Annotated in this window: 20 protein-coding genes, 1 other RNA gene and 2 pseudogenes; 18 read left to right on the top strand and 5 right to left on the bottom strand. The window is 64.8% G+C overall.

The window, feature by feature from the left end:
* Window positions 1–294 precede the first annotated feature (294 nt).
* On the top strand, window positions 295–1,230 hold the full coding sequence (locus tag ACZ1JY_RS07120) for an IS110 family RNA-guided transposase (RefSeq protein WP_465129402.1): 936 nt from the start codon (window positions 295–297) through the stop codon (window positions 1,228–1,230).
* Between the two features lie 189 nt (window positions 1,231–1,419).
* On the opposite strand, the pseudogene ACZ1JY_RS07125 reads toward ACZ1JY_RS07120, so the two are convergent.
* Both ACZ1JY_RS07125 and parC read right to left on the bottom strand, forming a co-directional pair.
* Window positions 1,420–1,698: pseudogene (locus ACZ1JY_RS07125) on the bottom strand (GIY-YIG nuclease family protein); the annotation flags it as partial.
* Window positions 1,699–1,903: 205 nt separating this feature from the next.
* Complete coding sequence (parC, locus tag ACZ1JY_RS07130; protein WP_465130799.1) at window positions 1,904–4,189, bottom strand: DNA topoisomerase IV subunit A; 2,286 nt, start codon at window positions 4,187–4,189, stop codon at window positions 1,904–1,906.
* A gap of 120 nt (window positions 4,190–4,309) precedes the next feature.
* Here parC and ACZ1JY_RS07135 point away from each other — a divergent pair, with 120 nt between their 5' ends.
* The 5 genes from ACZ1JY_RS07135 (at window position 4,310) to ACZ1JY_RS07155 (ending at window position 8,967) form a co-directional block, all read left to right on the top strand.
* The gene (locus ACZ1JY_RS07135; RefSeq protein ID WP_465130800.1) at window positions 4,310–4,837 is read left to right on the top strand and encodes a type 1 glutamine amidotransferase domain-containing protein; all 528 of its coding nucleotides are present in this window, start codon (window positions 4,310–4,312) and stop codon (window positions 4,835–4,837) included.
* A 202-nt stretch (window positions 4,838–5,039) separates the two neighbouring features.
* Window positions 5,040–6,248: a hydrolase gene (locus ACZ1JY_RS07140; protein WP_465130801.1), complete on the top strand. Its 1,209-nt coding sequence runs from the start codon at window positions 5,040–5,042 to the stop codon at window positions 6,246–6,248.
* Window positions 6,245–7,282, top strand: coding sequence for an arginine N-succinyltransferase (locus tag ACZ1JY_RS07145; RefSeq protein WP_465130802.1), 1,038 nt, complete (start codon window positions 6,245–6,247; stop codon window positions 7,280–7,282). The genes ACZ1JY_RS07140 and ACZ1JY_RS07145 overlap by 4 nt, the downstream gene beginning before the upstream one ends.
* A gap of 9 nt (window positions 7,283–7,291) precedes the next feature.
* Entirely contained in the window at window positions 7,292–8,557 is a 1,266-nt protein-coding gene (locus ACZ1JY_RS07150; RefSeq protein ID WP_118073240.1) for an N-succinylarginine dihydrolase, read from the top strand.
* A gap of 164 nt (window positions 8,558–8,721) precedes the next feature.
* The gene (locus ACZ1JY_RS07155; protein WP_118073239.1) at window positions 8,722–8,967 is read left to right on the top strand and encodes a hypothetical protein; all 246 of its coding nucleotides are present in this window, start codon (window positions 8,722–8,724) and stop codon (window positions 8,965–8,967) included.
* 105 nt (window positions 8,968–9,072) lie between these two features.
* Here ACZ1JY_RS07155 and ssrA read toward each other — a convergent pair.
* Together ssrA and mscL are read right to left on the bottom strand one after the other, a co-directional pair.
* Window positions 9,073–9,441: a transfer-messenger RNA gene (gene ssrA / locus ACZ1JY_RS07160) on the bottom strand.
* A 41-nt stretch (window positions 9,442–9,482) separates the two neighbouring features.
* Window positions 9,483–9,956 (bottom strand): large conductance mechanosensitive channel protein MscL, encoded by a 474-nt coding sequence (gene mscL / locus ACZ1JY_RS07165; RefSeq protein WP_465130803.1) that lies wholly within the window; start codon window positions 9,954–9,956, stop codon window positions 9,483–9,485.
* 130 nt (window positions 9,957–10,086) lie between these two features.
* Here mscL and ACZ1JY_RS07170 point away from each other — a divergent pair, with 130 nt between their 5' ends.
* From ACZ1JY_RS07170 to ACZ1JY_RS07200, 7 genes are all read left to right on the top strand, one after another.
* On the top strand, window positions 10,087–10,713 hold the full coding sequence (locus ACZ1JY_RS07170; RefSeq protein WP_118073238.1) for a LemA family protein: 627 nt from the start codon (window positions 10,087–10,089) through the stop codon (window positions 10,711–10,713).
* Between the two features lies 1 nt (window position 10,714).
* Window positions 10,715–11,542, top strand: coding sequence for a TPM domain-containing protein (locus ACZ1JY_RS07175; RefSeq protein ID WP_465130804.1), 828 nt, complete (start codon window positions 10,715–10,717; stop codon window positions 11,540–11,542).
* Complete coding sequence (locus ACZ1JY_RS07180; protein ID WP_118074671.1) at window positions 11,542–12,225, top strand: TPM domain-containing protein; 684 nt, start codon at window positions 11,542–11,544, stop codon at window positions 12,223–12,225. The genes ACZ1JY_RS07175 and ACZ1JY_RS07180 overlap by 1 nt, the downstream gene beginning before the upstream one ends.
* Window positions 12,222–12,764 (top strand): NUDIX hydrolase, encoded by a 543-nt coding sequence (locus ACZ1JY_RS07185; RefSeq protein ID WP_168903557.1) that lies wholly within the window; start codon window positions 12,222–12,224, stop codon window positions 12,762–12,764. Before ACZ1JY_RS07180 ends, ACZ1JY_RS07185 begins: the two co-directional genes overlap by 4 nt.
* Window positions 12,765–12,959: 195 nt before the next feature.
* Window positions 12,960–13,739 (top strand): SDR family oxidoreductase, encoded by a 780-nt coding sequence (locus ACZ1JY_RS07190; RefSeq protein WP_118073236.1) that lies wholly within the window; start codon window positions 12,960–12,962, stop codon window positions 13,737–13,739.
* Between the two features lie 51 nt (window positions 13,740–13,790).
* A complete protein-coding gene (locus tag ACZ1JY_RS07195) occupies window positions 13,791–14,054 on the top strand; it encodes an AbrB/MazE/SpoVT family DNA-binding domain-containing protein (protein ID WP_118073235.1) in 264 nt (87 codons plus the stop codon).
* A complete protein-coding gene (locus tag ACZ1JY_RS07200; RefSeq protein ID WP_118073234.1) occupies window positions 14,055–14,468 on the top strand; it encodes a type II toxin-antitoxin system VapC family toxin in 414 nt (137 codons plus the stop codon).
* A 56-nt stretch (window positions 14,469–14,524) separates the two neighbouring features.
* On the opposite strand, the gene ACZ1JY_RS07205 is transcribed toward ACZ1JY_RS07200, so the two are convergent.
* Window positions 14,525–15,637 (bottom strand): S-(hydroxymethyl)glutathione dehydrogenase/class III alcohol dehydrogenase, encoded by a 1,113-nt coding sequence (locus ACZ1JY_RS07205; protein ID WP_118073233.1) that lies wholly within the window; start codon window positions 15,635–15,637, stop codon window positions 14,525–14,527.
* Between the two features lie 99 nt (window positions 15,638–15,736).
* Between ACZ1JY_RS07205 and ACZ1JY_RS07210 the strand changes: the two genes are divergently transcribed.
* The 5 genes and pseudogenes from ACZ1JY_RS07210 to ACZ1JY_RS07230 form a co-directional block, all read left to right on the top strand.
* Complete coding sequence (locus ACZ1JY_RS07210) at window positions 15,737–16,624, top strand: LysR family transcriptional regulator (RefSeq protein WP_118073232.1); 888 nt, start codon at window positions 15,737–15,739, stop codon at window positions 16,622–16,624.
* Window positions 16,625–16,740: 116 nt separating this feature from the next.
* On the top strand, window positions 16,741–18,021 hold the full coding sequence (locus tag ACZ1JY_RS07215) for an MFS transporter (RefSeq protein WP_465130805.1): 1,281 nt from the start codon (window positions 16,741–16,743) through the stop codon (window positions 18,019–18,021).
* A gap of 207 nt (window positions 18,022–18,228) precedes the next feature.
* The gene (locus ACZ1JY_RS07220; RefSeq protein ID WP_465130806.1) at window positions 18,229–19,029 is read left to right on the top strand and encodes a thioesterase family protein; all 801 of its coding nucleotides are present in this window, start codon (window positions 18,229–18,231) and stop codon (window positions 19,027–19,029) included.
* A 10-nt stretch (window positions 19,030–19,039) separates the two neighbouring features.
* A complete protein-coding gene (locus ACZ1JY_RS07225) occupies window positions 19,040–20,272 on the top strand; it encodes a serine hydrolase domain-containing protein (RefSeq protein WP_465130807.1) in 1,233 nt (410 codons plus the stop codon).
* A 46-nt stretch (window positions 20,273–20,318) separates the two neighbouring features.
* Window positions 20,319–21,557 (top strand): annotated as a pseudogene (locus ACZ1JY_RS07230) (3-hydroxyacyl-CoA dehydrogenase); the annotation flags it as partial.
* Window positions 21,558–21,561: the final 4 nt, after the last annotated feature.

Genomic DNA, 21,561 nt, shown 5'->3' on the forward strand with positions numbered 1-21,561 from the left:
TTTGATCCGGTGCGCCGGTGGAACCTTCTGAGGTGCGGCGCGCAGCGCTGAAGGAGGGGTAAAGAACACTACCCCTCCACCACCCGCTGCGCTGGCGGTCCCCCTTGTATCTTGAAAATGGTGCATGATGCGATTGCGGGAGGCTCCGCTAGCGGAGCCTCCCGCCCGTTCGCGAGCCCGTGTCCCCCTTGGTCGTAGCAGCCCGCTGGGGAGCTTGGGCCCGGACGGATCTTCATCAACCCGAACGGTTGCACGGGGCGTTGACCCCGCACACGCAAGGATGGGAACGGAGATATGGCACAGCACGATCAATTTGTCGGTATCGATGTCAGCAAGGCGCGGCTTGATGTCTGTCTGTGGCCGCAGAATGAGGCCTGCGCTTTTGCCAACGACCGGGATGGCTTGCGAGCCTTGATCCGGTGGCTTCGCCGCGTCAGACCCCACGCAGTCGGCTTCGAGGCTTCGGGTGGTTATGAACGCGCTCTGCTGACGGCTCTATGCGAGGCAGACCTGCCCGCTCGACGCGTCAACCCGATGCGCGTGCGCCAGTTCGCCCGCGCTGCCGGGATTCTGGCCAAGAACGACAGGATCGATGCTGCAGCGATCGCGCATTTCTGCGCTGCGCTGCCCCAGCGCGAGGTGGTCCACGATCCTGCCCGCGCCATGCTCGGCGAACTCGTCACGGCACGCCGCCAGCTGTGCGAGGAGCGCACCCGCTGCGCCAACCAGGCCGAGCAGACTGCCAGCGCGCTGCTCAGGCGGATCGCTGCACAGCGGATCAAACGGCTGTCAGCCGAGATCGCGCTGGTTGAAGCAGAGATCGCACGCCTGATCGCGGATCACCCCGAACTTGCCGAGCGCAACGCAATCATGCGCTCGGTGCCAGGCGTCGGGCCGACAACCGCGGCAACGCTCCTCGCGTTCATGCCGGAACTCGGTGCAATGAGCGCCCGACAGGCCGCATCGCTCGTCGGCGTCGCGCCTTTCGATTGCGAAAGCGGGGCCTTCAGGGGCAAGCGACGCATCGCCGGAGGGCGCAAACCTCCCCGCGATGCACTCTATATGGCCGCCCTCGTCGCAAGTCGGCGCAACACCACAATGGCCGTCGCATACCACAATCTGAAAAACGCCGGAAAACCAGCAAAAGTCGCCCTCGTTGCGATCATGCGAAAACTCATCACAGCTCTCAACGCCATGATCCGAAACAAACAGAAATGGGCTGCCACATAGACGGTTGCTCCCCATTTGCACCTGCGGTGAAAACGGGGAGGATCTGGGGCCGCTATCGCCCCATCGCCTTCATAAGCTGCCGTTCCAGACACGACCCCATTGCGGACGTTGGTACTTGCGCGCATCATCCAAACCGTCACCCCGGGCTTGACCCGGGGTCCCGCTTTTTCGTCGCTCAAACCAACCAACAATCACATTATGAAGATCCAGCCAGTCGGGATTGCCGCGCTCGATCAGGTCGAACTTGAACTCCCTGCGCCAGCGCTTCAGGCGCTTCTCATGCGTGATGCAGTCTTCAATCCGGTCACCGCGCTCGGCCCAGACCAGCCGTTTTAAACCATACCGAGCGCAGAAGTCCGATCCTCTGTCGTTGAGGTGCTGATGGATGCGCGCAGCAAGGTGTGAGGTCACGCCAACATACATGGCGCCTCGGTAACGGTCGGCCATGATATAGACCCAGCCACCGATCCTCTCCTAGTCCATGAGGTGAGCAGGAAGAAAGCGGGACCCCGGGTCAAGCCCGGGGTGACGGGAATAGTGCTGTTATGGAAGCGATTTCCACAATCCCCCCCATTCCGGCCACTTGAGTCCAAGGTCGATAGCACCAAAATCCGCCGTCAGCGGGTGGTCCCCTCCCCGGTTGTGCTTGGCAAAAACGGGGAAGATCTTGGGATCAGAACTTGTTGTCGCGGGGGAAGCCGTTGGGGGGCAGGCGGCCTGCGGCGCCGCGGGCGACCTTCCACGGCAGGAGGTCCTTCTCGACGCGGGTGCGGCCGCTCTCGCCGCCCATCGTCCATGACAGGCCGTCCTCCAGCTTCAACGTGATCACGTCCGACATCTCGCCGTCCTTGTAGCGCTGCAGGGTCACGCCCTGCCCCTTGGCGAGGAGCGGCACTTCGGACAGGGCGAAGATCACCAGCTTGCGGTTTTCGCCGATCACCGCGACGTGATCGTGCTCGGGCGCGATCTCGCGCACCACGGCGAGCTTCACGCCGGGCTTGGTGGAGACGACGCCGCGCCCCTTTCGCGTTTCGGCGAGCAGTTCGTCCATCTCGGCGGCAAAGCCACGCCCGGTGTTGGCGGCGAGGAGAAGCTGGCCCTTGGGCTTGTACACCGTGACGCTGACGATCTGCGCATCGGGATCGATATCGACCATCGTGCGGATCGGTTCGCCAAAGCCGCGCGCGCCGGGCAGCTTGTCGGCGCCGACGGTGTAGAAGCGGCCATTGTCGACCGCGACGAGCAACTTGTCGGTGGTCTGGCAGTGGAAGGCGAAGGCCGGGCCATCGCCTTCCTTGAACTTGAAATCGCCATCAAGCGGCACATGGCCCTTGGCCGCGCGGATCCAGCCCCTGGCGGAAAGGATCACCGTCACCGGCTCCTTTTCGATCATCGCGTCCATGCTGAATTCGCGCGTCGGCGCGGCTTCGGCGATGGTGGTGCGGCGGCGGCCGAGCGGGGTGTCCTCGGCGTAGTCCTTGCGCAGGGTATTCAGATCGCGCTTCAGTCGGGTGCGCTGGCGGGCCGGGCTGTCGAGCAGCTTCTGCAGTTCCTCCTGCTCGGCCAGCAGTTCGTCGCGCTCCTTGCGCAGTTCCATTTCCTCGAGCTTGCGCAAGCTGCGCAGCCGCATGTTGAGGATGGCTTCGGCCTGGCGGTCGGTCAGTTCGAACTCGGCCATCATCACCGGTTTGGGCTCGTCCTCGGTGCGGATGATCTCGATGATCCGGTCGAGGTTGAGATAGGCGATGATGTAGCCGCCGAGCAGCTCAAGGCGGCCCGCGATCTTGTCGAGCCGGTGCTGCGAGCGGCGCAGCAGGATGTCGATCTGGCTGATCACCCATTCCTGCAGCACCAGCTTCAGCCCCAGAACGCCTGGCGTGCGGTGCGAATCCAGCACGTTGAGGTTGAGGCCGAAGCGGTTTTCGAGATCGGTCAGCTTGTAGAGCGATTCCTTGAGCAGTTCGGGATCGACGTTGCGGCTCTTCGGGATCAGGACGAGGCGGATCTGCTCGTCGGATTCGTCGCGGATGTCCTCGAGAATCGGCAGCTTCTTGTCGGCGATGAGCTGCGCGATCTGTTCGATCAGCTTGCTCTTGGGCACCATGTAGGGGATTTCGGAGACGACCAGCTGCCACTGCCCGCCGCCGAGCTTTTCGACGCCGGTCTCTTCCCAGTTGCCCGCCTCGTCACGGCCCGTGGAGAAGCGCCCGCGCACGCGGATCGCACCGCGCCCGGTTTCATAGGCGTGCGAGATGACGGCGGGGCTGTCGACGATCACGCCGCCGGTGGGGAGGTCCGGCCCGTGGAACACTTCCATCAGCTGGCTGTGTTCGGCATGCGGGTTGTCGATCAGCAGCAGCGCGGCGTCGATGATCTCGGCGACGTTGTGGCTGGGGATGTTGGTCGCCATGCCGACGGCGATGCCGCTGGAACCGTTGGCGAGCAGGTTCGGGAACAGGCCGGGGAAGATTTCCGGCTCCTCGTCCTCGCCGTTGTAGGTGGGGACGAAGTTGACGGTGCCTTCGTCGAGCCCGGCCATCAGCTGCATCGCGGTGCGCGTCAGCCGCGCTTCGGTGTAGCGGTAGGCGGCGGCGTTATCGCCATCGACATTGCCGAAGTTGCCCTGCCCCTCGACCAGCGGGTAGCGCAGCGACCAGTCCTGCGCGAGGCGGACCATCGCGTCATAGACCGAGGCATCGCCGTGCGGGTGATACTTGCCGATCACGTCGCCGACGACGCGCGCCGATTTCTTGAAGGCGTCGGTTGGGTTGAGCTTCAATTGCCGCATCGCCCAGAGCAGGCGGCGGTGGACCGGCTTCAGCCCGTCGCGCAGGTCGGGCAGCGAGCGCGCGGTGATCGTGCTCAGCGCATAGACGAGGTAGCGCTCCGACAGCGCGGAATCGAACGGGGCATCGACAATTGCGTCGAAGGGATCGGGCTCGGTCGTGTCTGTCGCCATGGTTGGAACGTCCTAGCAACACGTTCGGCAGAGCGAAAGTCACGGAACAACCACAGTCCCCGGCTATTCTTGGGGGGAGCGGGCGAATCCCGCCCCCGATATTCCCCAAAGGAGAACCATATGAGCAAGCGCGTGCTGATCGTCGCGACCGACGGATTCGAACAGTCGGAACTCGAAGGCCCCAAGAAGGCACTGGAAGACGCCGGAATCGAAACCGTGGTCGCCAGTCTGAAGGCCGGGTCCATCACCGGCTGGAAGGACAAGAACTGGGGCGATGCCGTGGCTGTCAACATCACGCTCGACGAGGTGGATGCCAAGGAATACGACGCGCTGCTCCTGCCGGGCGGGCAGATGAACCCGGACATCCTGCGCATGGACGATCGCGCCATCGATATCGTCAACGATTTCGACGACCTCGGCAAGCCGATCGCCGCCATCTGCCACGCGCCGTGGCTGCTGGCCGAAGCCGACATCCTCGATGGCCGCACCGTGACGGGCTGGCCTTCGATCCGCACCGACCTTGCCAATGCCGGGGCGGACGTGGTGGACGAGGAAGTGGCGGTGGATGACAACCTCATCACCAGCCGCAATCCGGATGATATTCCGGCGTTCTCGAAGGCGCTGATCGAGATGCTTGCCGAGGGCTGATCCTTGCGCTGACTTGCCCCCTCCCCGGCGGGGAGGGGTTGGAGGTGGGGGAGCGAGGCACGGCCACGCTGGCGGCGGCACACCCCCACCCGGCCTCCCCCTCAAGGGGGAGGGGAAGCTACTTCGGTCTGTAGGGACAGATTACGGCACACGCGGTTTCCGGGGTTCACCCCGCTCTCTGGAATCGCTAGGGTCGTATCAGATGAAACAGCTTACAGTCACAGAACAGGCGATCGTCGGGAGAATTGATGCCGCTGCCATGCTTGCGCAGGTGGAGGCTTGGTGCCCGTTGAATACGGGGACCGGCAATCTCGATGGGCTTGCCGCACAGTGGAATTTGCTGGCTGAAGCCTTCTCGGCGCTACCCGGCGAAATCCGCAAGGTCGAAGCCGCCCCTGTCACGGCGATGGGTGCCGACGGGCGCGAGGTGGCAACCACGAATGGCGCGCACTTTGTGCTGTCGGTCAGGCCGGATGCACAGCGGCGCTACCTGCTCACCGGCCACATGGACACGGTGTTCCCGCCTGCCCATGCGTTCCAGACGCTGCGCTGGCTTGATGCCGAAACACTGAACGGCCCGGGCGTGGCCGACATGAAGGGCGGCATCGCGGTGATCCTCGCTGCGCTGACGGCGTTCGAGCAAAGCCCTGCTGCGGCCGGTGTCGGCTATGACGTGCTGATCAACTCCGACGAAGAGACCGGCAGCCTGTCGTCCGCCCCGCTGATCGCGCAGCTGGCGCAGGGCAAGGCGGCGGCGCTGACCTATGAACCGTCCGCCCTGCCCGATGGCACGCTGGCCGGTGAGCGGCCGGGGAGCGGGAACTACAGCGCCGTCATCAAGGGACGTTCGGCCCACGCCGGGCGCAATCCGCAGGACGGGCGCAACGCGATCATCGCGGCGGCGGACATGGCTCTGAAGCTGAAAGGTCTGGAGCGGCCGGGGCTGTCGATCAACCCGGCGAGGATCGATGGCGGGAGCGCCAACAACGTCGTGCCCGACCATGCCGTGCTGCGCTTCAATGTCCGGCCTCGGCTGCCGGGAGTTGCCGTGGAGTTCACGGAGAGTCTGCGAGAGTTGGTGCAGAGTCTCGAAGCGTTGCACGAGGTTGGCATCCACCTCCACGGCGGCGTCTCGCGGCCGCCGAAGCCGATGACGCAAGAGGCCGAGGCACTGTTCGGGCTGGTTCGTGAGTGCGGAGAATTGCTCGGCCAATCAATCCGTTGGCAAGCCTCGGGCGGAGTCTGTGACGGCAACAACATCGCCGCCTGCGGGGTTCCCGTGGTCGATACCATGGGCGTGCGCGGCGGGGCGATCCATTCCGATCAGGAATACCTGATCGTGCCGTCCCTGGCCGAGCGCGCCGCCTTGTCCGCGCTCGTCCTGCATCGCCTTTCCGGGGGAAATCCATGACATTCCGTATCCGCGCGGCCCGCGCGAACGATCTGCAACCGCTCTACGAAATGGCCAAGCTGACCGGCGGCGGTTTCACCAACCTGCCGCCCGATCGCAAGGCGCTGACGGCAAAACTGTCCCGCGCGGCAGAAGCATACGGCAACACCGAGGAAGGCGATCCGAAGAACCCCAGGGACGAACTTTTCGTTCTGGTTCTGGAGGATACCTCCACCGGCGAAGTGCGCGGCACGGCGCAGATCTTCACCTCGGTCGGCCGCCGGTGGCCGTTCTATTCCTACCGCATGGCGACGCTGACCCAGCATTCCAAGGAGCTGAACCGCACCTTCCGCGCCGAGATGCTCAACCTTGTCACCGACCTTGAAGGATCGAGCGAAGTGGGCGGGCTGTTCCTGCATCCCTCGGAACGCGCAGGTGGCCTTGGCATGCTGCTCGCGCGCAGCCGCTACCTGTTCATCGCGATGCACAGAAAGCGCTTTGGCGACAAGATTCTGGCGGAGCTGCGCGGGGTGATCGACGAGCGTGGCGGATCGCCATTCTGGGACGGTGTGGCCGGGCGCTTCTTCGGCATGAGCTTTCAGGAAGCGGACTATTTCAACGCGATCAACGGCAACCAGTTCATCGCCGACCTGATGCCCAAGCACCCGGTCTATATCGCGATGCTGCCCGAAACCGCACGCTCGGCCATCGGCCTGCCCCACCCCTCGGGCCGCGCGGCGATGCGCATGCTGGAGGAAGAAGGCTTTGCCTACGAGGGTTATGTCGACATCTTCGACGGCGGCCCGACGATGACCGCGCGGACCGACCGCGTGCGTTCGATCTGCGAGGCGAAGGAAGTGGCCGTGGCCCACATTCGCGCGCCCGAAGGCGGCGGCAATGTGACCAAGGCGCTGGTGGCGACCGGCAAGCTGGCCGAATACCGCTGCGCCTTCGCCGAGATCGCCGAGACCGACGATGGCCTGACGCTGGACCCGGTGGCCGCTGCCGCGCTGGGTGTGAGCGTGGGTGACCCGGTGTGGTTCGTCGGCCGGTAAGGAAGAGACATGCCTCTGATTGAAATCAACTTTGACGGCCTTGTCGGGCCGAGCCACAACTACGCGGGGCTGAGCCTTGGCAACCTTGCTTCGGCCAGTAACGCTGGCGAGGTGTCCTACCCACGCGCCGCCGCGCTGCAGGGCCTGGGCAAGATGCGGCACAACATCGGGCTGGGGCTGGCGCAAGGGCTGTTCGCCCCCCTGCCCCGGCCCAACCCGGTGCTGCTCGGCGCGCTGGGGCTTGGGACCATTGACCAAAGCGATGCGGCGCAGCGGCGCTTGCGGGCGGCGGCATGGTCTGCATCCTCGATGTGGACGGCCAATGCGGCGACGGTCAGCCCCGCCCCGGACACGGCGGACGGGCGCTGCCACCTGACGGCGGCGAATCTGGTGACGATGCCGCACCGGTCGCAGGAGTGGCCCGATACGGTGCGCCAGTTGCGCGTGGCCTTTGCCAATAGCGCGGCCTTTGCCGTGCATGATGCCGTGCCGCCGTGCTTCGGCGACGAGGGCGCGGCCAACCACATGCGGATGTGCGCGCACCACGATGCGCCGGGGCTGGAAATTTTCGTCTACGGCACGACAGGCGGGGCTTTCCCCGCACGCCAGCACGAGCAGGCGAGCCGGGCGGTGGCGCGGCTGCACGGGCTCGATCCGGCGCGCTGCCTGTTCGTGGAACAATCGCCCGATGCCATCGCGGCCGGGGCCTTTCACAACGATGTGGTGGCAGTCGCCAACGAACGGGTGCTGTTCACGCACGAGCAGGCCTTTGCCGATCCGGACGGCACTTATGCGGCGATCCGCGACAAGCTGCCCGAGGCCGAGATCGTGGTGGTTCCGGCGAGCGTCGTCAGCCTTGGCGATGCGATCAGGAGCTACCTGTTCAACGCGCAACTGCTGACGCTGCCATCGGGCGAGATGGGCCTGGTGATCCCGCTGGAGGCTTGGGAAACCCCTTCGGTGCGCGGCTGGCTGGAGGGCCATGTCGCTTCGAACGGGCCGATCCGCAAGGTGCTGCCGGTGGACGTGCGCCAGTCGATGGCCAATGGCGGCGGGCCGGCGTGCCTGCGTCTGCGGGTTGTCGCCGATCCTGCCACTGTCGATCCGCGCTTCCTCCTGGACGAGGCGAAGATCGCCCGGATTGAAAGCGTCGTCGCCGCGCATTGGCCCGAACAGATCGATCCTGCTGATCTTGGGCAGAAATCCCTGGCAGATACGGTAATTGCAGCACGCATGGCCTTGCTTGACGCGCTGTCGCTGTCGGAACTTGCCTGAGGCTTCCGGCGTATCCTCTGAAAGGGTCGCTCCGCGGGTTGTCGCTTCGCTTTACAGTGAAGATTGGATTAACCAGTCTATTGCCAGCGTTTAATGATCTGGCACGATGCTTGCGGAAAGACTCAACGACGGGGGCGCCTCGTCAAAAGAGGATAGAGCTTCGGATGTTTCGCAAGATCGGTCGCCTGTTTGTCATCAAGACCCGCTTCGAAGCGTTCGCGGTGATCTACGCGCTGGCGCTCGGCGCGGTTGAGCGCGGGCACGCCTATCTCGGCCAGTATCCGGGCTTTGCCGGCAAGATGCTGTTCGTGGCGGCGACGGGCGCGGTGTTCATCGCCGGGGCGAAGATCCTCGACTCGCTGCGCATGGAGCAGCGGCTCAAGGAGCTTGAGGGTTCTGGCGAGGTGTAGTTTTGCAAGGTCATGGGCCCCGGCTTTCGCCGGGGTGACGACTTGAATTTGAGAAATTCTGAAGCGAGTAGGGCGATTCTGTTGCTAGGCTCGCCCCCAGCCCCCGGTTTCCGATTCTGTTACCCGGTTCGGTCCGAACCGTGCTTTCGCTTTATAACTTCAGGGCGTTAGCCCCTAGAATTATGCGGCGAGAGCAAGTGCTTCGTTGTCGTTGGCACTTGTGAGTTTTGAGCCTTGAACGGGTTACTCAGCCCGGGCAAAAACAGCGCTTTTCAACACACGTCGATCCTAGTTCGGCCCCATCAACACCCTTGCGACAACAAGGCCCGCATCCCGAAAGACACGGTAGTGATGGTGGAGCCGCCGGGTACCGCCCCCGGGTCCGCTGTGCCTATTGCACGCCGCAGTTTATCACCATAGCCGGCCGAAACCGGCAGGAACCCATATAGGGATGCGGGCGCAAATGAAAAGGGGCGGGATTGCGCCCGCCCCTTGAATTGTCCCGATCTACCGGTTCAGCCCTTGGCCTTCAGCGCATCGCGGATTTCGGCGAGGAGTTCGACCTCGGTCGGCCCAGCAGGCGCGGCGGGTGCTTCCTCGGCAGGCTTTTCGAAGGCCTTATTGATCGCCTTGACCAGCAGGAAGATGATGAAGGCGACGATCACGAAGTTGACTGCCTGAGTGATGAAATCGCCATAGCCGATCATCGGCACGCCCGCGGCCTTGAGATCAGCATAGCTCGCCGGATCGCCCTTGTAGTCTGCCGGGACCGGGCCGAGGCGAACGAAATAGCGGGTAAAGTCGACCCCGCCCGTGATCCAGCCGACGACGGGCATGATCACGCTTTCGGTAAGCGAGGTGACGATCTTGCCGAATGCGCCACCGATGATCACGCCGACCGCAAGATCGAGCACATTGCCGCGCGCGATGAACTTTTTGAACTCTGCGAACATGCCGACCACTTCCCCCTTTACGTGCGTGTTTACCATGATCCCTTTTCCGTTGGTTGCCATCACGCGCGGAACGTCACAAGTGGCAATCGGTTGCAGCATGGGGGATACTTGAACCGTTTCGGCGGGCCGCTATCTCTGCTGTACAATCCAAGGGGAACTTACGTCGATGGCCGCTACCCGCTTTACGCAGATCGCTTTTGCCACCGTTGCCGCTGCCAGCCTTTCGGCCTGCGGGATCAACTCCGTCCCCGCGGCCGAGGAAGAAGCCAAGGCGCGCTGGGCCGATGTCGAAAGCTCGTATCAGCGCCGGGCTGACCTGATCCCGAACCTGGTGGCCACGGCCAAGGGCGCGGCGGCTTCGGAAACGACGATCCTGACCAATGTGACCAACGCGCGCGCGGCGGCGACCTCGATCAACATCACCACCGATGATCTTTCGAACCCTGCCGAGTTCGAGAAATTCCAGAATGCGCAGAACCAGTTGACCCAGGCGCTGGGCCAGCTGCGCACGGTGGTGGAGAACTATCCGCAGTTGCAGAGCCAGGCGCGCTTTGCCGACCTGATGGTGCAGCTTGAAGGCACCGAGAACCGCATCAATGTGAGCCGCACGCGCTACAACGAGGCGGTGCAGGCCTACAACACCACGATCCGAACGTTCCCGGATGCGATCGGGGCGAAGCTGATACACGGTGCCAAGCCGATGGTGCCGTTCAAGGCTGCGGCCGGTTCGGAAGTGGCGCCGACGGTGAACTTCGACATGAACGCTCCGGCACCTGCTGCATCGGGCAAGTGAGGTGACCCGCCAGTTGCGGGGTTTCTGGCAAGCTTTTGCGCTGCTGTTCCTGCTGATGGCGGGCGCAGCGCATGCGGCCATGCCAGCACGGCCTGCCGGGTCGGTGCTCGATCAGGCCGGGATCATCCCCGACGCCGAGGAAGCGGCGCTGGCGCAGAAACTGTCTGCCTACAATGCGCAGACCGGACGGGCGGTGATCGTGGCGACGGTGGCCTCGCTCGACGGGCAGGACATCGAGAGCTACGCCAACACGCTGTTCCGGACCTGGGGCGTGGGCGGGAAGGAGACCGATCAAGGCCTGCTGTTCCTGATCGCGCCCAATGACCGCAAGGTGCGGATCGAAGTCGGCTACGGGCTTGAGGAGTTCCTGCCCGACCTGCTGGCGGGCCGGATCATCACTGGCGCAGTTACACCGAAGTTCAAGGCGGGTGACTATCCGGGCGGCATTAACGCCGGCATCGACCAGATCCTGACGCAGCTGAACCGCACGCCGGCCGAGGCCAAGGCCGTGGCAGAAGCGGCAAAGGCTGGCGCCCGCGAGGAAAGCTCGGGCGGCGGTTCGACCATTGGCGGCGCGATTTTCTGGGTCGTGCTGATCGTGGTGATGATCGCAGTGTTCGGGCGGCGCAGGCAGGGTTACGTGCAGCGGCGCAGCGGCATCGATCCGGGCATCGTGTTGTGGGGCCTCAGCGAAATCGCACGCGCGGCGTCCGACAACCGCCATTCGGGCGGCAGTTGGGGCGGCGGCTCCGACTGGGGCGGCGGCGGTGGCTTCGGTGGCTTTGGCGGCGGCGATTCCGGTGGCGGCGGCGCTTCGGGGGACTGGTGATGAGCAGGCTCGTGCAGATGACCGAGGCCGATCACAAGATCGTGTCGGACGCGGTGGCAGCGGCCGAGGCGCAGAGCGCGGGCGAGATCGTGACGATCGTGACGCCGCGTTCCGACAGCTACCGCGACGTGGCGCTGGTGTGGAGCGCGCTGGCGGCCTTCGTGGCGCTGGCGGTGGTGGACATGTTTGCCGGGTTCTACTTGCCCATGGTCGAGCAGGTCCTGGGACTGTGGGCGTACGAATGGACTCCGCGCGCGGTGCTGGGCCTTGCACTGACGGTCATCACGCTGAAGTTTGGAGCGATGTACCTGCTCATGCGGTTCACCCCTCTGGGGCTGTGGCTGACACCGCGCCGGGTGCGCAATGCGCGGGTGCGCGAGCGGGCGCTGACCTGCTTCCGCGTCGGTGCCGAGAGCCGCACCTCGGGCCACACGGGCGTGCTGATCTACCTCAGCCTTGCCGAGCATCGCGCCGAGATCATCGCCGACGCGGCGATTGCCTCGAAAGTCTCGCCCGAGACCTGGGGGCTGGCGATGAAGGCCATGCTCGACCCGCTGCGGCAGGGGCGCATGGCCGAGGGCATGGCAGCGGCGGTGGCCGAAGTGGGCAAGGTCCTGAGCGAGCATTTCCCGCGCGATGCCGATGACAAGAACGAATTGCCGGACAGGTTGATCGAAGTATGAGTCTTGAAGAAGAATACCGCGACCATCCCGAGCAGGTGCACTGGCAGGGCCGCTTCATCGTGGCGAAGACGCGCGGGCGGTGGGAATATGTCTCGCGCAATCGCAACATCAAGGCGGCGGTGATCCTTGCGATCGAAGACGGGCACGTGCTGCTGGTCGAGCAGTTCCGCGTGCCGCTGGGGCGCCCGTGCATCGAACTGCCCGCCGGGCTGATCGGTGATGAAGCGGGCGCCGAGAACGAGGACCCGGCTGCTGCGGCCGCGCGCGAGCTGGAGGAAGAGACCGGCTACCGCCCCGGCAAGATCGAATCGCTGGGCGAGTTCCATTCCTCGCCGGGCATGGTGACCGAGGCTTTCACCCTGTTTCGCGCGCGCGATCTGGAAAAAGTTTCCGAAGGCGGCGGCGTGGAGGGCGAAGGCATCACCGTGCACCGGGTTGCCCTTACGGAAATCGAGAGCTTCCTCGCTGAGAAGCGCGGCCTGGGCTATGCCATCGACGTGCGGATGCTGCTGCTGCTCGCACCCGGGATCATGGGCTGACATTTCCAGGACTTGCGCGGATCGGCGCGAGTTGCTTGTCTGATCGTCGAAGCTGGGAAAACCCACCCCCAACCCCTCCCGCCTGCGGGAGGGGAGAACTGTGCCCTCCCGCAGGCGGGAGGGCCGCGAGACTTGCTGAACGCAGTGAAGCTAGTCGCAGCGGGGTGGGCATCAGCGACAAGGAGAGGACAAAAGATGGGCAGGGTTCAGGGCAAGAAGGCACTCGTGACGGGCGCGGCCCAAGGGCTGGGTGCGGCGCATGCGTGGATGCTGGCGCGGGAGGGCGCGCGGGTCCTGCTGACCGACATCAACGGCGATGGCGCAACGGCTCAGGCCGAGGCGATCAACGCCGAGCTGGGTGCCGGGACGGCCTTTGCCATGCGCCATGACGTGACCAGCGAGGCAGACTGGGACGCGGCGGTTGCGCTGGCGGCGGAGAAGCTGGGCGGGCTATCGGTGCTGGTCAACAACGCGGGCGTCGGCGTGCGCGGCAACATCGAGACCTGCACGCTGGAAGAGTGGCATCGCGGCTTTGCGATCAACGTCGATTCCGTGTTCCTCGGTTGCCAGAAGGCCCTGCCCTTGCTGCGCGACAACCAGCCGGGGTCGATCATCAATATCAGCTCGATCGCCGGCCTGATCGCGTCAGATACCATGCCGGGCTACAACGCGAGCAAGGCGGCGGTGTGGATGCTGAGCAAGTCGGTCGCGCTCTACTGCGCCAAGCGCGGCTGGGACGTGCGCTGCAATTCGGTGCACCCGACGTTCGTCGACACGCCGATCCTCGACGGCATCGCGACCAACGCCAATATCGACAAGGACGTGGTCATGGGCAAGCTGGCCCGCCAGATCCCGTTGGGCCGCGTCGGCGAGCCGAACGACATTGCCGCGGGCGTGCTCTACCTTGCGAGCGACGAAAGCCGCTTCATGACCGGGGCAGAGCTCAAGCTGGACGGCGGCATTTCGGCAATGTGAATTGCCAATCGGCATGGGATATGCCAAGATATCCTTAGTGGAGCTTTTGCCATGACCAATGTCGTCGTCGGGAAATGGGGCAAGAGCCTCGCGGTGCGCGTGCCGGTGGACGTGGCAGCAGCGGCGGGGCTTGTCGATGGAGAAGCGGTCGAGATCAAGGCTGTGGACGGCACCGTCGTCATCCGCCGTGACCCCGCCAAGGCTGAGGCACGGCGCAAGGCGCAGGCGGCCGTGGCCAAGATCAAGAATCTGTCCAAGAGCATGACTTTGGGCGGAATTTCGATTCGAGAACTGATCGATGAAGGGCGGCGCTGATTGAGGGTTGTCCTCGACGCCTCCATGACTGCTGCCTGGCTGTTTTCCGACGAGCAGACCGAGGCATCAATGGCGCTGCTGGATCAAGTAGCAGCCGATGGGGCTGTCGTCCCTTCCCTGTGGCACCTGGAGGTTGCCAGCCTGCTGCGATCCGCGGAACGGCGCGGACGATGCGATCGGAGGATCGCTGATGCCATGATCGCAGAGCTCGAAGTGCTGCCGATCGAGGTCGATCAGCGGACTCATCTCACTGCCTGGCGTGAAACGCGCAGTCTGTCAGTGGAACACGGCCTGACGCCTTATGACGCTGCCTATCTCGAGCTGGCACTCCGCCTGAGCCTGCCACTAGCAACCGGCGACGGCGCGCTGATTGCGGCGGCCAGGCAACTGAACGTCGCGGTGTTGACGCCATAGCCAAGGGGGAGAGAGCGCCTGCCCCCTCCCCCTCGTCATTCGGTAGACTCTTTCTCTCAGAAAACGACGACCGAGCGGATCGACTTGCCGGCGTGCATCAGGTCGAACGCGGTGTTGATTTCCTCGAGGCCCATGACGTGGGTGATCATCGGGTCGATCTCGATCTTGCCGGTCATGTACATGTCGACGATCTTCGGAACGTCGGTGCGGCCCTTGGCGCCGCCGAAGGCGGTGCCGCGCCAGTTGCGACCAGTGACCAGCTGGAACGGGCGGGTTTCGATGGTCTTGCCGGCCTCTGCCACGCCGATGATGATGGAAGTGCCCCAGCCGCGATGGCAGGCTTCAAGCGCGGTGCGCATCACTTCGGTGTTGCCGGTGGCATCGAAGGTATAGTCCGCGCCGCCGTCGGTCATCTGGACGATCTTCGCCACGGTGTCTTCGCGGCTCATGCCCTTCGAGTTGAGGAAGTCGGTCATGCCGAACTTGCGGCCCCATTCCTCGCGATCAGGGTTGATGTCGACGCCGATGATCTTGTTGGCACCGGCAAGGCGTGCGCCCTGGATGACGTTAAGGCCGATGCCGCCGAGGCCGAAGACGACGACATTGTCGCCCACCTGGACCTTGGCGGTGTTGATCACCGCGCCGACGCCGGTGGTGACGCCGCAGCCGATGTAGCACGAGGTCTTGAAGGGTGCGTCCTCACGGATCTTGGCGACCGCGATCTCGGGCAAGACGGTGAAGTTCGAGAAGGTGCTGCAGCCCATGTAGTGGAACACGGTCTGGCCCTTGTAGGAGAAGCGGCTGGTGCCATCGGGCATCAGGCCTTGCCCCTGCGTGGCGCGGATCGCGGTGCACAGGTTGGTCTTGCCGGAAAGGCAGCTTTTGCACTGGCGGCATTCGGGGGTGTAGAGCGGGATCACGTGATCGCCGGGCTTGACCGAGGTCACACCGGGGCCGACTTCGCGCACAATGCCTGCGCCTTCATGGCCAAGCACGCTGGGGAAGATGCCTTCGCTGTCGAAGCCATCAAGCGTGTAGGCGTCGGTATGGCACACGCCGGTCGCCATGATCTCGACCAGAACTTCGCCCGCCTTCGGGCCTTCGAGATCGAGCTCGACGATTTCGAGCGGCTGCTTGGGCGCGAACGCTACGGCGGCGCGTGTCTTCATGGTGCGGGGTCTCCCTTTGGGTGTGGCGGCGCGTTAGCATAATTGCTAGGGCAGTGTTAAATTGCACAATATGCGAAACACTGTTGCAAGACGAGAATAATGAGCAATCGCTGGGACGGGATAGATGAGGTTGTCGCGGTTGCAGATACCGGCACCTTCGTGGCAGCGGCGAAGCGCCTGGGGACATCGACTTCGCATGTGAGCCGGGCCGTGGCGCGGCTTGAGCAGGGCCTTGGCGCGCAGTTCTTCCACCGCACGACGCGGGCTGTCAGCCTGACGGACACCGGGCGCACGCTGGTCGACCAGTTCCGCCGCCTGATCGCCGAGCGTGATGAAGCAATCGCGATGTTGGACCTTCAGGGCGAGCCGCAGGGGCACTTGCGCATCACCTGCCCGACCGCGCTGGGCGAGCGCTTCGTGGCGCCGATCGTGCGCGCCTATGTGCAGGACTATCCGAAGCTTTCGGTGGACCTCGACCTGTCGAACCGCGTGGTCGAACTGGTTTCGGAAGGGTACGATCTTGCCATCCGCACCGGCACCCTGCCCGACAGCCGCCTGATCCGCACGCAGATTGCGACGCGGGGGATCGTGACCTGCGCCTCGCCCGCCTATCTTGCCGCGCATGGCACGCCCGAGACCGTGGACGACCTCGAAACGCATGACTGCATCCCGGCCACGCTCGACATGTGGCGCTATCTGGTGGACGGCGAGGTGCGCACGGTGCGGCCGCGCGGGCGCTGGCGGTGCAGCAACGGGACGGCGGTGTTCGATGCGGCGATGGCCGGGATCGGGCTGTGCCAGTTGCCCGAATTCTACGTGAGCCGGGCGATTGCCGAAGGCGCGCTGGTCGAAGTGCTGCCGCAGTTCAGGCCCGAGGACGACCCGATCTGGGCAGTCTACCCGCAGCGTCGCCATCTGCTGCCCAAGGTCCAACGGCTCATCGAAAAGTTGCGGCGCGAACTGGCCCCGGCGATGGCGGCGGGTTGAAACGCCGAGCGTTTTGTGAGAACGTTCACAGGAATAGCTATGCAACAAGCATGACAAGGCTGTCAGCGGCGGCTAGAGAAACGATACGCCAAATATGGCAGGGTGAGGAGAGATACGTGGCGGGCAGCAATGCACATTCGGGATCGCAGAAGGCCGCGTTCATCGCGGTTACCGTGCTGTTCTTTGCCTGGGGCTTCATCACCTCGCTGATCGATCCGCTGGTCGCAGCGGTGAAGGGCATCTTCACGCTGACGACGCTCGAGGCGCAGCTTTCCGCCTTTGCCTTCTTCATCGCCTATGGCGTGATGAGTTTCCCGGCAGCAGCGATCATCGGCAAGCTGCGGGCCGTCCCGGCGATCCTGCTGGCGCTGGCGACGATGGTGGTGGCCTGCCTCGTCATGCTTGCGGCGGCGAACATCGCGTCATACCCGCTGGTGCTGGCCGGGCTGTTCATGCTGGCGGCGGGCATCACCGTGCTGCAGGTTGCCGCGAACCCGCTGGCCGCAGCACTGGGCAAGCCCGAAGGCAGCCACTTCCGCCTGACGCTTTCGCAGACGTTCAATTCGTTCGGCACGTTCCTTGGGCCGGCTTTGGGCGCGTCGCTGTTCCTGAAAGGCGTGGAGGTGTCGGAAGGCACCGCGCTGACGCCTGAAGTGCGCGAGGCGGCGCTGGCCGGGATCGACCGCGCCTACTTCTGGATCTGCGGACTGCTGATCGTGCTGCTGGCGTTCTTCTTCGTGAACCGCGCGCGCATTTCCGCCGCCGCCCCTCCGGCACAACCGACCGGTGGCATCGGTGCGCTGCTGCGCCAGGCGTTCTCGTCGCGCTGGGCGGTGCTGGGTGCAGCCGCGATCTTCATCTACGTGGGCGCGGAAGTTACCATCGGGACGCAGATGGCGTTCTACCTCAACAATCCGGGCATCTGGAATGTCAGCCTCGAGCAGGCGGGCAAGGCCGTTTCGTTCTATTGGGGTGGCGCAATGGTTGGCCGCGCGATCGGCACGGTGCTGCTGGCCCGTTTCCCGGCGGCGCGGCTGATGACACTGTTCGCCGCGATTGCCGCGGCGATGTGCGCCTACCTCTTCCTCGTCGGCGGGGTTTCGGCGGGCTATGTCGCACTGGCGATCGGCCTGTTCAATTCGATCATGTTCCCGGTGATCTTCACGCTGACGCTGGAGCGTTCCTCGGCCAGCGAAGAGGCGACCTCGGGCCTGTTATGCACCGGCATCATCGGCGGCGCGCTGATCCCGGCGCTGGCCGGCGGAGTGACGGATGCGGCGGGCATCTTCGCGTCGTTCCTCGTGCCGCTGGTCTGCTACGTGCTGTTGGTGGTGTTCGCAGCGAGCGCGGCAAAAGCGCCGATCCTGCGCCGCGCAAGTGGCGAAAGCATGCACTGATCCGCATCCCCTGACAGCCCCATTACACGTCGGCCCCGGTCCTTGCGCCGGGGCCGAATTTTTTTCGCCACCCGAGGCCGTGCGTGCCGTAGCGTAAGGGGCTCGTTCCGGCCCGGACAGGGCGCGTCCCCTCTTTCCCTTTACGTAAACTTCCACTAGCTCTTGGGCCATAGAGTCGTTCCAGCGACAGCCGACCGGGAGAGAGCATTGGAAGCTGCAATCGGCATGGATGCGCAAGCGATCGGCACAATCGCACAAGGCATGGCGGGATCAGGCCCCGACTTTTCCGTGCGGGGCGTCGATGGCTGGCTGCAGGGCCGCACGATGTATGGCGGGGCGTCCTCGTTCCTCGCCTATGCCGCCGCGCGCAAGGCACGGCCCGACCTGCCGCCGTTGCGCGCTGGCCAGATCAGTTTCCTCGCCCCGGTTGGCTCCGACGTGGACATTACCGTTTCCAGCCTGCGCGAAGGCAAGAGCGTAGCCAATATCCAGACCGACATGGCGAGCGGCGGCACTCTGGCGCATCGCGCCGCGTGGGTGTTCGGCAGCGGGCGGCCATCGAACGGATCGGTGACGCCGCAGCGCGCGGAAAACTTCATACCCCATACCGAAATGCCGGAACTGGGTTCGCCCGAGGGGCTGCACTTCATCCAGAAATTCGAGCTGCGCCGTGGCGAGGCCAAGGAAGACCGCCGCCCCGGCGTGGTGCGGCGCTGGGTGCGCTTGCGGGATCGCAGCGGGCTGGATCCCATCGGGGAGCTGGTGCTGATCGGCGATACGCTACCGCCCGGATCGATGCGCGCGATGGAGCGGCAGGGGCCGATCAGTTCGATCAACTGGGCCTTCACCCTGCTCGGCGATGCACCGGACACGCGCGACGGCTGGTGGCTGCTGGAAACCGCATCAAACCACATGAGCGATGGTTTCAGCAGCGAGACGTTGCGGATGTGGAACGCCGATGGCGTGCAGGTGATGCACGGCCTGCAGAGCGTGGCGATCTTTGGATGAGGGGAAAGACATGGAACTGGCCGACGCACAATCGCTGGGGTTCGAGCCTGACCGGCTGGGCCGGATCGGCGCCTTCCTTGACGAGCACTACATCGCCAGTGGGCGCCTGCCGGGGCTCGACGTGCTGGTCGCGCGTGATGGCGACGCGGTCTATCGCCACACGGCCGGCCGAGCGCGCGAGGACGGCACGCCGATGGCCGCCGACACGATCTGCCGCATCGCCTCGATGACCAAGCCGCTGACCTCGGTGGCGTTCATGATGCTGGTCGAGGAAGGCAAGGTTGCGCTGGACGACCCGGTGAGCAAGGTCATTCCGGAATTTGCCAACCTCGGCGTCTATGCCGGCGGCGGGGGCGAGGTGGACTTCTTTCCGGCGCGCCCTGCCCCGGCGATGCGGATGATCGACCTGATCACGCACCAGTCGGGCCTGACCTATGGCATCCAGAACCGTACCAACGTGGACGCCGCCTATCGCAAGGCGCGGCTGGACGGGCACGCCAGCCTGCCCGGCAACGACCATTTCATCGAGCAACTGGCCAAGCTGCCGCTGGAGTTCGAGCCGGGACAGGCGTGGAACTATTCGGTGGGCACCGACGTGCTGGGCGTGGTGGTGTCGCGGGTTTCGGGGATGAGCCTTGGCGAGTTCCTGCGCACGCGCATCCTCGATCCGCTGGGCATGGTCGACACCGGGTTCCATTGCCCCGACGACAAGGCGCAACGGCTTGCCGATGCCTGGGCTTACCAGGCCGGGCAGCCGCCGCAGTTGTTCGATCCCGCCGAGAAATCCGGCACGCGCCGGGTGCCACGCTTCGAAAGCGGCGGCGGTGGGTTGCTTTCCACGACCGCCGATTACCACCGCTTCTGCCGCATGCTCGTGAACGGCGGCACGGCAGACGGGGTGCGCATCCTCAGCCCGAAGACGCTGCAGCTGATGACCGCCAACCACCTGCCCGGCGGCGCGGACCTGACGCAGGTTTCCAAGGCGCTGTTCAGCGAGGCCTACAACGCGGGCGCCGGGTTCGGCCTTGGCTTTGGCATGACCATCGATCCGGCGCGGGCGCTGGTGCCGGGCTCTGCCGGCGAGTTCTATTGGGGCGGCATCTTTTCGACCGCGTTCTTCGTGGACCCGGTGGAGAAGATCCATGCGGTCTTCATGACCCAGCTCTACCCCTCGTTCATCTACCCCATCCGGCGTCAGTTGAAGACGCTGATCTACAGCGCGCTGGCCACCAGCCGCGCCTGACATAACCTTGCAGGAGAGAGAAGCGATGTCCGACCCCATCCCCGGCGCCAAGGAACACATCGACGCGGCCCGCAAGCTTGCGGCAACGATCGACGATATTCCCGCAGACACGCAATTGCTGCCGATCAATCGCGTTGGCGTGATCGGCGCGGGCACGATGGGCGGCGGGATCACCATGAACTTCCTGACCGCGGGCATCCCGGTGACCATCGTCGAGATGACGCAGGAAGCGCTCGACCGTGGCGTTGCCACCATGCGCAAGAATTACGAGAACACCGTCAAGCGCGGCAAGATGGAAGCAGCGGACGCCGAAGCCGCAATGGGCCGCCTGACGCCCACGCTGGACTTCAATGCTCTGGCCGAGGCCGATCTGGTGATCGAGGCGGTCTACGAGAGCATGGACGTGAAGAAGGACGTGTTCGGCAGGCTCGACAAGGTCGCCAAGCCGGGCGCGATTCTGGCGTCCAACACCAGCTACCTCGACATCGACGAGATCGCCGCCGTCACCTCGCGGCCGGAATCCGTGCTGGGCATGCACTTCTTCTCGCCTGCCAACGTGATGAAGCTGCTGGAAGTCGTGCGCGGCAAGGCGACGGGCAAGGCGCAACTGGCAACGGTGATGGCGCTCTCGGTGAAGATCGGCAAGGTGCCGGTGGTTTCGGGCGTATGCCACGGCTTCATCGGCAACCGCATGCTCTCACCCCGTCAGGCGCAGGCCCATGCCCTGATCATGGAAGGCGCGAACTACTGGGACGTTGACGAGGCGCTGCTCGAGTTCGGCTTCCCGATGGGGCCGTGGCAGATGGCCGACCTGGCTGGCGTGGACATCGGCTGGCACCGCGATCCGAACCGCATCGAGACATTGCGCGACGCGTTGTGCGCGGTCGGCCGCTGGGGCCAGAAGACCAAGAAGGGCTTCTACGATTACGACGACAACCGCCAGCGCACGCCTTCGGACGAGGTCAAGGCGATCATCGCCGACTTCGCGGCCAAGGAAGGCAAGCCGCAGCGCGCAATCGACAGGCAAGAAATCCGCGAGCGGCTGCTCTATCCGATGATCAGCGAAGGCGCGCTGATCCTGGAGGAAGGCATTTCGCAGCGGGCGAGCGACATCGATACGGTCTGGCTCAATGGCTATGGCTGGCCGGCATGGACTGGCGGTCCGATGTTCTGGGCCGACCATATCGGGCTGGATACCGTTGTGGCGGGCCTGAAGAAGCACGGCTTGCCGGTGGCGCCGCTGCTCGAGCGCAAGGCTGCTGCGGGCGAGAAGTTCAACGGCTGACCGG

The organism is Novosphingobium sp. BL-A-41-Hi4B-X5A (genome assembly GCF_055521705.1).

What these genes read in the sequence shown, in the direction of transcription:
- ACZ1JY_RS07120 (WP_465129402.1), top strand. Translation starts at nt 295, where the DNA reads ATGGCACAGCACGATCAATTTGTCGGTATCGATGTCAGCAAGGCGCGG.
- parC (WP_465130799.1), bottom strand. Translation starts at nt 4,189, where the DNA reads ATGGCGACAGACACGACCGAGCCCGATCCCTTCGACGCAATTGTCGAT.
- ACZ1JY_RS07135 (WP_465130800.1), top strand. Translation starts at nt 4,310, where the DNA reads ATGAGCAAGCGCGTGCTGATCGTCGCGACCGACGGATTCGAACAGTCG.
- ACZ1JY_RS07140 (WP_465130801.1), top strand. Translation starts at nt 5,040, where the DNA reads ATGAAACAGCTTACAGTCACAGAACAGGCGATCGTCGGGAGAATTGAT.
- ACZ1JY_RS07145 (WP_465130802.1), top strand. Translation starts at nt 6,245, where the DNA reads ATGACATTCCGTATCCGCGCGGCCCGCGCGAACGATCTGCAACCGCTC.
- ACZ1JY_RS07150 (WP_118073240.1), top strand. Translation starts at nt 7,292, where the DNA reads ATGCCTCTGATTGAAATCAACTTTGACGGCCTTGTCGGGCCGAGCCAC.
- ACZ1JY_RS07155 (WP_118073239.1), top strand. Translation starts at nt 8,722, where the DNA reads ATGTTTCGCAAGATCGGTCGCCTGTTTGTCATCAAGACCCGCTTCGAA.
- mscL (WP_465130803.1), bottom strand. Translation starts at nt 9,956, where the DNA reads ATGGTAAACACGCACGTAAAGGGGGAAGTGGTCGGCATGTTCGCAGAG.
- ACZ1JY_RS07170 (WP_118073238.1), top strand. Translation starts at nt 10,087, where the DNA reads ATGGCCGCTACCCGCTTTACGCAGATCGCTTTTGCCACCGTTGCCGCT.
- ACZ1JY_RS07180 (WP_118074671.1), top strand. Translation starts at nt 11,542, where the DNA reads ATGAGCAGGCTCGTGCAGATGACCGAGGCCGATCACAAGATCGTGTCG.
- ACZ1JY_RS07185 (WP_168903557.1), top strand. Translation starts at nt 12,222, where the DNA reads ATGAGTCTTGAAGAAGAATACCGCGACCATCCCGAGCAGGTGCACTGG.
- ACZ1JY_RS07190 (WP_118073236.1), top strand. Translation starts at nt 12,960, where the DNA reads ATGGGCAGGGTTCAGGGCAAGAAGGCACTCGTGACGGGCGCGGCCCAA.
- ACZ1JY_RS07195 (WP_118073235.1), top strand. Translation starts at nt 13,791, where the DNA reads ATGACCAATGTCGTCGTCGGGAAATGGGGCAAGAGCCTCGCGGTGCGC.
- ACZ1JY_RS07205 (WP_118073233.1), bottom strand. Translation starts at nt 15,637, where the DNA reads ATGAAGACACGCGCCGCCGTAGCGTTCGCGCCCAAGCAGCCGCTCGAA.
- ACZ1JY_RS07210 (WP_118073232.1), top strand. Translation starts at nt 15,737, where the DNA reads ATGAGCAATCGCTGGGACGGGATAGATGAGGTTGTCGCGGTTGCAGAT.
- ACZ1JY_RS07225 (WP_465130807.1), top strand. Translation starts at nt 19,040, where the DNA reads ATGGAACTGGCCGACGCACAATCGCTGGGGTTCGAGCCTGACCGGCTG.